This is a genomic window from Desulfurococcus sp. (assembly GCF_049970475.1).
GTDB lineage: Archaea > Thermoproteota > Thermoprotei_A > Sulfolobales > Desulfurococcaceae > Desulfurococcus > Desulfurococcus amylolyticus.
In genome coordinates, this window is sequence record NZ_JBMFMW010000051.1 from 1 (window position 1) to 8,919 (window position 8,919).

The following is an 8,919-nucleotide window of genomic DNA, read 5'->3' on the forward strand; positions in this document are numbered from 1 at the left end:
CCGGGTCACGGGCTCGAAAGGCCCGCATACTTGACCGGGCTATACTACGGCGGCACGCATTCATTATAATATCATAGCATTCCTTTTAAAAGCTTTAGAATTCCAAGCTTGTTCTAGAATGGATCAGTGTGATTTCTCTATTAGTATCAAACCATTGTCCAGCCCAGCCAGCCTAGCTGAACTTTGATATATTTTATTCTTTTCTTCCTTCACCCCGATCTCCTCCATGCATTGATGGGCGGGGTTTCCTTTGGAGCAGGAGGTTTGGGCCACATTCCCTATAGCTCCCGCCGGGTTTAACCTCCTTTAAGAAATAAGGCGAGGTACCCTAGATAAGGTATTTTAACTATATAATCGTTGATGCTTACTACTTTTCCAAGTACCCTATTATATGGTATTCCTATGTTGTTTTCGAAATACATAAAGTCCGGTAGTGAATTATTGTCTCCCTTGGTAACATAATAGTATTCTCCATTCCTGATTACTACTTTTATTACCCTATGTATTATGAGCTTTCCCCCAGTACTATATATTATCACGTCGCCGGGTCTTATAGCCTCCGGAGTCGCTTTTTGCACGATAACTATGTCTCCCTCCCTTAGTGTTGGAAGCATGCTATATCCTTTTACTACGGCCAAGGGAGAGAAGCCGTTCAGGATTATTGGTAGAGCAACCAAGGCGATCAGGGTTAAGAGCATTGCTGTGAATACTATTACTGTCGTATAATATAGTATCCTGCTATAGCTTAAATTCATTACTATTACTCCTCATTCATAATGTCGTCGATATCCAGTATGATTTCCTTAGGCGGTCTCGGCTCCTCTCCGCCCTCAATTACTTTACTCATCTTCTCCCCCTCTATCTCTACTTTTCCACCACCAACCTTTAACTTGCTAACAACCCCTCTCCATTTATACCCGCATCTTCTACACTTAACTACACCCATAATTGTTATAGTGATCCTGCCCTGGGTATCCGGTAAGGGGGATGTGAGTTGCCATGTTTTCTCAACATCCACCTCGTTACTACCGCATTTAGGGCATTTCAACTGTGGCTGCTTACTCATGGTATACTATCCCTCCATTGTTAACAGTATTGCTATAATTAGTGGTAAAGGTGCTAAAATAATTTTTCTACCCTTATTCCTCGCCAATATAATGTACAATATCAATGTTGTGAGCAAGGTGGGCAGTAGGATATAATAGTTATTGGTTTTAAAAACCAGCACTATGGATAGTATTGCTAGTGGGAAAGCCAGGTATAAGTATGTGTTTTTTATCTTCCCGTAGAATCGAAGGGTGAATATACACCATAGTATATATGATGCAGTAATATTTACTAGAAGCAATAACCATAATAACTCCTCCATGTTAATTACCACCATGGGTGTGCCTGGAATGTATCTAGAAATATATGATGATGCATATGTAATAAAAGATGTAAAAGCCAGGATGATACTGGATAGCAGGGGTAATCCAACAGTCCAGGTCAGAGTAGTAACAGAGGGTCTTGGAATAGGGGTAGCTAACGCCCCCAGCGGTGCATCCACCGGCAAGCATGAAGCCGTGGAATTAAGGGATGGTGGAAAAGAGTTCAAGGGTAAAGGTGTCTCGAAAGCTGTGGAAAACGTTAACAAAGTAATTGCCCCCACCATAATAGGCTTGAACTCAAGGCATCAATACGAGGTAGATGGTAAACTAATTGAGATAGATGGTACCCCTAATAAGGCCAGGCTTGGTGGAAACGCTATTGTGGCGACAAGCCTCGCTGTAGCCAAGGCTGCGGCATCAACCATGGGTGTGCCCCTATACTACTATCTAGGTGGTAGGACAGCGGAATTACTCCCGGTACCGCTTCTAAATATAATTAATGGCGGGGTACACGCTGGGAACAAGCTAGATTTCCAAGAATTTATGATTGTTCCCGCCGGCTTCAACAGCTTCCACGACGCCATAAGGGCGGCTGTCGAGGTATACCATGAATTAAAAATAGTCTTAAAGAACAAGTATGGTCCTTCAGCAGTTAATGTTGGTGATGAAGGCGGGTATGCTCCTCCCCTCGAGAAGATACGTGATGCACTAGATCTCTTAGTTGAAGCGGTAAAGAAGGCTGGGTATGAGCCGGGTGGAGAGATAGCGATAGCACTTGATGCAGCCAGCTCTCAATTTTATAGAGAGGATAAGGGAGTATACGTCATTGAAGGAAGGGAGTTAGGTAGGAATGAAATGCTTGAATTATACGAGAAACTAGTAGGGGACTACCCGATAGTAAGTATAGAGGACCCGTTATACGAGGAGGACTTCGAGGGATTCGCTGAAATGCGTAGAAGACTTGGGGATAAGATCCTGATAGTTGGAGATGACTTATTTACAACAAACCCTGCCAGGCTCTCTAAGGGTATCGAGAGCAATGCTGGAAACGCCGTATTAGTTAAGGTCAATCAGGTTGGAACCCTGAGCGAAACCATTGAAGTAGTTAGGATGGCACATGAAAACAGGTATAAGGCAATAATCAGTCATAGGAGTGGTGAAACAGAGGACACCAGTATAGCTGATATAGCTGTTGGATTATCCACTGGACTAATTAAGACTGGTGCACCGGGTAGAGGGGAGAGAACTGCTAAATATAATAGGCTACTAGAGATAGCCGAGGAATTGGAAAAGCCGAGGTATCCTGGATTCAGGGTGTTCCCGAGAAAACCATGATTTTTTCACGGGATAAATATACCTATAATCATTAATACTATGGCCGTTATCACTGTTAGCTTGATAAACTGACTCACAGTGAGGTTCGGTATCTCTTTTACCGCCCTAATGAGTATAGTTATAGCTATTGATAGACCAATAATCATTAGTATGGTGAACCCTATTAGAAATAACCATACCCCCACACCATTTATACCGCTTAAGACCGTAAAGAACCCGTTTAGCACGTTGCTTATTTTATCGATCCACATTTAAACCCCTTTATCATTATGCCCTTGTTAAAGACATTTAAATCCTAGGGCTAGTGATATTACTGTTCCAGTTCCTTTATCGATTCCCCTCAGGATAACGTTGAAAAACATTATATCAGGGTGAAAGTCTCCAATTAATAAACCAGGTATTTAAACGAGTTTGCCATGTAGTATTAATCGATGATGATGGTTAAAAGCGTGTAGCCGCTTTGGCGATGACATACACCAGGCTTCTGATGTTGAAGCTATGGCTCTATTATAGTACCCTCGGAGATATCTCCATGTAGAATAGCGTTAACAACGTCCTGCCTACTGAAGCCGGACGCTATGATCACTCTAACCCCTAGTCTCTCAGATAACTCATGCATCGATTTCACCTTACTATATATCCCACCCGTTGCATCATTATTCTTCTCTTTGCTAAGTTGCTCAAGGACTTGACTGATATTATTCTTATTTATAGATTTAATTAAAACCGGATCACTACACCTGGAAGGGTTACAAGTATATACTCCTTTAACATCTGTTAAAAGCACAATGCGTGCTGGTTTAATGCTTTCTGCAAGTAATTCGAATACTTTCTCAGTGGATACCACATGGTATCCATTGCTCCATGGTATGCATTCCCCGTATAGAAGCGGTATGAGTCCAGCCGAGATAAAATTGTACACCGGTTCCGAGAAAACCTTGAATTCCCCATCCTGGCTTACCGTGATCACCGCACTTGTTTGAATACTTGATACAGGTATACCGGCCTCGACAAGGTGATCTGTGATTATCCTATTCAATAACCTTGTTGCCTGGTGACATTTCACAACACAATCGATTCGTCCGTCTCCACAATACTTTCTCACAGCATAGTGAGCGAAGCTTCCCCCTCCATTCCCTAGTATAAGTTTTACCCTACCATATACTTGCCTTAAGATCTCTGTCACAGCATCGAGGGATTCCCTCCTGAGTGTGACAGGCTTGTCTTTTATGGTTATGAAGCTGCCTCCTAATTTAACATATACTGTGTCCTGTAACGGTGTCAATTCGTGCACCCTTCGCGTTTCAAGTATTGGAAACACAGGTAAAACATTTTATTGTTTTTCCTAGCATTATTGAGTAATAGTATTCGGCGGTGCCTCTAATGTGAAGACGGGCTTTAACACTAGCTTTCTCAGGCGTGAATGGAGAATAATAGTAGCTAACATAGTAGTGTTTGTATTAGCTGTATCCGGCTGGAACTACTATGATGTAAGGTACTTTATAAACTACTGGTTCGACTACTTTAAGGAAGGCAGGTTACTAGAAATATATAGCGGGCCGTTTAGGGCTAAAGTTGCTTATCCACCATTAGCGGTATACCTATTTATTTCAACCCACCTCATAGCTTCTAGCATAGGTGGTAATCTCGCTGTTAAGCTAATAGATAAGCTTCCCTTAATCATGGCATTCAACTGTATATACTTCATCTTGAGGAGGAGATATGGAAGTTCAGCCGGCAATCTATGGCTCTTGAACTACATTGGGTACGCTATAATAGCTAGTTTTCAATTCGACATGGTAGCAGTATTATTCCTGCTCATGGGCTTCATATACTTAACCGAGGGGAGGTATGTGAGGTCAACCATAATGATAGTGCTTTCAGCGCTTATAAAGCAGTTACTAGCGGTGTTCTTTCTATTTATACCATTAATACTGCTTGCCCGGAGGGACTATAGAAATATGGCTAAATCAATAGGGGCAGCTGTCTTGACGACTTCGTTATTTACCCTGCCTTTCCTCATATATGATCCCTGGGGGTTTATTAATAAAGTAGTATTGTTCCATGGCTCCCGTTACCCCCAGCAATATAGCCTCTGGGCCCTCCCGGTTTACCTGAGCTGGTTCAACCTGGCTTCACTCCCTTCATGGCTTACTTGGGTATGGATAATACCGTTTACACTGGCATTACTAATAGTATACGTTGATTTCTATCGTAAAGGGGCTCCTCAGGATCCCGACATGCTGCTAATATATTTTACTGCTACATCAATACTACTGCTTTTACTTAATAAAGTCGGGAATGTCAACTACTATCTCTGGGCTTCTCTGTTTATCACGATATATTTATCGAGTTATTTCCCGAGGTTGTCGAGTAAACTACTATCCCTCTACATATTCATCCCACTACTCATAGGGCTTATAGCTGGCTTCTTCATAGAGTTTACTGCTGCAGTCGTGGGTGATGATATATTAATAGTGGAGGATTCAAACTGGGTTTCAGCAGAGCAACTCATTGCATTAAGTGTCGGTATAGACTCTATTATATATAAGTTCATTATTTATATACGTAGCTCCCCTGCCTTCTATACTTTATTCAGCATCCTCAATAACGGGAGGAGTATATCGGCTGTATTGATAACCATCATATATAATGCATACCTGATCTATATGTTGATCCTTGTAACACATCATTCTCGGTGGTTTAAGCATTAATGTTTTCCATGTAAGCATAATATGAGCATAATATTTACAGGATCATGTGTGGTGGAGGGTCATTCTCTAAAAAACGGGTTTAGAGGGTATATTTCCAGACACCCTTTCCTCTATAATTATATATAATGGTTTTATATGCTGTAACATACTCTATAGAGTACCCTATGCCCTCTCTTCCTATGCCTGAGTCCTTTCTACCACCATAAGGATAGTACCCTATGCCGTGGCGTGGCATATCATTTACGTATATGGCTCCGAATTCGAGAAGTCTTATTAGCTTTCTAATGGATTCTATATCATGTCCAAATATTGCTGCATCGAGTCCGTATCTTCTCCCGTTCGCGAGGTCTACTGCTTCATTTAGATCCCTGTAACTAGTTATAATTGCCACTGGTGCAAAGACCTCCTCATGATATAGCTTTATCTCCTTAATCCTCTCCTTATCGGGGAACTCTATCAGTGTTGGTTCGACGTAGTTTCCGCCGAGGCTTCTCCCCCCGTAGAGTACTCTCCCACCTTTCTTGACAGCGTCTTCAATAGCCTCCATTAATAGCTTAACGGTTGCCCCATCTATTAAGGGCCCCATGTCAACATCTTCTCTGCGTGGATCGCCGACACGTATCTTAGAAAGTTCCCCAACTATTCTATCCTTTAGTTTATCATATATCTTCTCATGAACGAGGATTAATCTTATTGCATCGCATCTCTGACCCGCATAACTATATATCCCAGTAGCTATTTTGACTGCTGTATCATCGAGATCAGCATCTGGAAGTACTATGGCTGGATCCCCGCCTCCCAGCTCCATTACGAATTGCTTGATTCCAGCCGTCTCTAATATCTTCTTACCGGTTTCACTACTACCTGTGAAACTTATTACTGAAATCCTTCTATCCGAAACAAGCCTCGAGCTCTCCCGGCCTGGTATTGTTGCTATGGCCAATCCCTCACGCGGGAACCCAGCCTCCTCCAGTAGCCTACCTAATAGGAGGACTGGTATTGGATCGGCTGAAGGTGGCTTAATGATGATAGCGTTACCGCTTGCAAAGCTATAAACGATTTTAGACACTGTGTCGAATAATGGATAGTTGAATGGTACCACGGCGAGCACTACTCCATAGGGCTCTCGGCGCACCACCGCCTCTGTCTCAGTTGTTGTTTCATCCCAGTCCCCCGGCATGTATTCTCCAAATATTTTTCTAACATCTAGTGATGCCGCCCTGACTCTTTCTATTGAAGCATTGACTTCCCCTTCAGCCTGCTTCCTTGTTTTGCCCGAGTTAATGATAAGCGTGTTGACTATGTCGCTTCTATGCTCCTCTAATAGGATGGCTAGTTTCTCAAGTATTTTAAGCCTCTTCCATCCGGGTGTGTCCCTTACCCTCCACCGCCCTCTGGAATAAATGAGCTCGAGTACCGGATCCATGGTATTCCAAGAAGCCTTAGCTACTTTGGCTATTAACGAGTTATCTATAGGCGTGTAGACGTCGAAGTATTCCTCTGTCTCAACCCATTCCCCAGCTAGATAAGTTTTAAAGTGTAATGTATTATCTTCTCTCTTGACTATTTTCTCAAAGAGGCTTGATTTTAACTCGAGCATATCAATTTAGCCCTCTAAATTCTTAAAATATTCTGGTGAGATTTTTAAATAATGTTTAAAACATGTTTGAAGAAGTATTACTAGGTGGGGAAGAAAATTTTTAAGTATTAAAGTTGTAAATAATAAATGGTGAGTGAAATGAGTGAACTAAAGGCCATGACCAAGCAGTTACTATTAAACGCCTTTTGGCGGAGAATCAATGGCTCATATGAGATACCTGGTATTTGCTGAGATAGCAGAGAAAGAGGGCTTTCCTAATGTAGCTAGATTATTTAAAGCAATAGCGTTCGCTGAACAGGTTCATGCTAGAAACCACTATAATGTACTAAGGGAGTACAACACTGATGAAACTGTATCAGCCGGAACCCCTATCGGTCCTGGCTCAACCAGTAAAAACCTGGAGCTAGCTATCAGGGGTGAGGAATTCGAGGTAAACGAGATGTACCCAGTGTATCTCGAGGCGGCAAGATACCAGGGAGTTAGCGAGGCTGAGAAAAGCTTCAGATTCGCGTTAGAAGCTGAGAAGATACATGCAAAACTATATAGGGAGGCAAAGGAATACATGGATCAAGGCAGGGATATGCCTATAAAGGGCAAGGTATGGATCTGCCCGGTCTGCGGTCACACGTACATTGGTGAGGAACCCCCAGAGAGATGTCCTGTATGTGGTGCCCCCAGGAACATGTATAGGGGCTTCTAGATATTTTTAAATCTATCCTGATCCTTTTCCAAAGGGTTTTTGATCATTATGGTTCATATTCGGTTGATGTTGCCGCCTGCCTTATTACCCGTTTTCCGGGAACCTGCCCTTCCCGGGCAAATGAGTTGGCTTCATCGAGTAGTATTCTTCCATTAGCAACTACTAATAGAGTTCACTGTATCGCTCTCAAAATAGATATGTAGCAGAAAATCCATAAAGCATTCTGAAAAAGCTACAAACCAGCATGAAAATAAAACAATAGTAGAAGGCATTTTTATTTAGATCTTCCATATGTAGTTTTACAGTGTAGGGCTGGTGTCCCCCTTGCTTATCTTCATTGGTGCTGGTTATTCACGCAGACATTTAACTCAGGAAGCATTGGAGTCTTTGAAGAGTGCTGAAAAGATATATGTTGACACCTATACATCAATGTATGAGGACGGCTTCAACTGGCTTAGAGATGTCAATCCATCAGCTGAGATAGTGTTTGCTAAAAGAAGGGACTTAGAAGGGGAGGGTATTAATAGAATAGTAGAAGAGGCTAAGGAGGGTAATATCGCGATACTCTGTGCCGGAGATCCATTTACAGCAACAACACATGACGCTATTAGGGTTGAAGCATTAAAGAGCAATGTAAGCGTTAAGGTTGTAACCGGTATATCGGTGGTGAACCTAGTTCACAGCAGGATCGGCCTCCAAGCATATAGGTTCGGTAAAATAGTCACCCTAGTATATCCTGACAGCTTTAAACCATACAGTGTTATCGAAACCATATATGATAATCTAGGTAGAAACCTCCATACACTCGTACTGCTCGATCTCAGGTTAGAGGAGGGGTTAGCGATGAGTATTCCAGAGGCTATAGATATACTTACGGAGCTCGACGAGAAACGACAATTAATGAATCAAATAAGCATTGGCGTGGCTAGGCTTGGATGGAGTAGTGAGGTAATTAGGGCTGGGAGGCTTGTCGAGTTAAAAAGATATAGTTATCCTCCTCCCCCTCATTCACTAATCATCGCTGCCAGGCTTCATCCAATAGAGTTAGAGAGTCTCAGGTATATAGCTGGCCTCACGATAACGGGTTAACTTCGCGTGACGAAGAAAATAAATAGTGTCTAAGGTGAGGGGTTCGGGTCTGGTGGATACCTGTAATTGCCTGCTTCACCCCCTTATTTCTTATTCCCCCGCTCTGTCCGG

General features: G+C 42.5%; 9 protein-coding genes and 1 pseudogene. 4 read left to right on the plus strand and 6 right to left on the minus strand.

Annotation, left to right across the window (positions count from 1 at the left end):
• Positions 1-296: 296 nt before the first annotated feature.
• The 3 genes from ACP5N5_RS04250 to ACP5N5_RS04260 are packed head-to-tail and all read right to left on the minus strand — an operon-like array spanning position 297 to position 1,369.
• Entirely contained in the window at positions 297-755 is a 459-nt protein-coding gene (locus ACP5N5_RS04250; RefSeq protein ID WP_428133235.1) for a signal peptidase I, read from the minus strand.
• Positions 756-760: 5 nt separating this feature from the next.
• Positions 761-1,066: a chromatin protein Cren7 gene (locus tag ACP5N5_RS04255; RefSeq protein WP_428133237.1), complete on the minus strand. Its 306-nt coding sequence runs from the start codon at positions 1,064-1,066 to the stop codon at positions 761-763.
• A gap of 6 nt (positions 1,067-1,072) precedes the next feature.
• Positions 1,073-1,369, minus strand: coding sequence for a hypothetical protein (locus ACP5N5_RS04260; protein ID WP_232216699.1), 297 nt, complete (start codon positions 1,367-1,369; stop codon positions 1,073-1,075).
• A 28-nt stretch (positions 1,370-1,397) separates the two neighbouring features.
• Here ACP5N5_RS04260 and eno point away from each other — a divergent pair, with 28 nt between their 5' ends.
• The gene (gene eno, locus ACP5N5_RS04265) at positions 1,398-2,705 is read left to right on the plus strand and encodes a phosphopyruvate hydratase (protein WP_276813887.1); all 1,308 of its coding nucleotides are present in this window, start codon (positions 1,398-1,400) and stop codon (positions 2,703-2,705) included.
• A 5-nt stretch (positions 2,706-2,710) separates the two neighbouring features.
• On the opposite strand, the gene ACP5N5_RS04270 is transcribed toward eno, so the two are convergent.
• Positions 2,711-2,956, minus strand: coding sequence for a hypothetical protein (locus tag ACP5N5_RS04270; protein ID WP_012609108.1), 246 nt, complete (start codon positions 2,954-2,956; stop codon positions 2,711-2,713).
• Positions 2,957-3,201: 245 nt separating this feature from the next.
• Positions 3,202-3,990: an isopentenyl phosphate kinase gene (locus ACP5N5_RS04275; RefSeq protein WP_428133241.1), complete on the minus strand. Its 789-nt coding sequence runs from the start codon at positions 3,988-3,990 to the stop codon at positions 3,202-3,204.
• A gap of 100 nt (positions 3,991-4,090) precedes the next feature.
• Here ACP5N5_RS04275 and ACP5N5_RS04280 point away from each other — a divergent pair, with 100 nt between their 5' ends.
• Entirely contained in the window at positions 4,091-5,419 is a 1,329-nt protein-coding gene (locus ACP5N5_RS04280; RefSeq protein WP_428133244.1) for a glycosyltransferase family 87 protein, read from the plus strand.
• 79 nt (positions 5,420-5,498) lie between these two features.
• On the opposite strand, the gene gapN is transcribed toward ACP5N5_RS04280, so the two are convergent.
• A complete protein-coding gene (gene gapN / locus ACP5N5_RS04285; RefSeq protein WP_428133246.1) occupies positions 5,499-7,019 on the minus strand; it encodes an NADP-dependent glyceraldehyde-3-phosphate dehydrogenase in 1,521 nt (506 codons plus the stop codon).
• Positions 7,020-7,157: 138 nt separating this feature from the next.
• Between gapN and ACP5N5_RS04290 the strand changes: the two are divergent.
• Both ACP5N5_RS04290 and dph5 read left to right on the plus strand, forming a co-directional pair.
• Positions 7,158-7,719 (plus strand): annotated as a pseudogene (locus ACP5N5_RS04290) (rubrerythrin family protein).
• A 324-nt stretch (positions 7,720-8,043) separates the two neighbouring features.
• Positions 8,044-8,808, plus strand: a complete 765-nt coding sequence (gene dph5 / locus ACP5N5_RS04295; protein WP_428133248.1) for a diphthine synthase — start codon at positions 8,044-8,046, stop codon at positions 8,806-8,808.
• Positions 8,809-8,919: the final 111 nt, after the last annotated feature.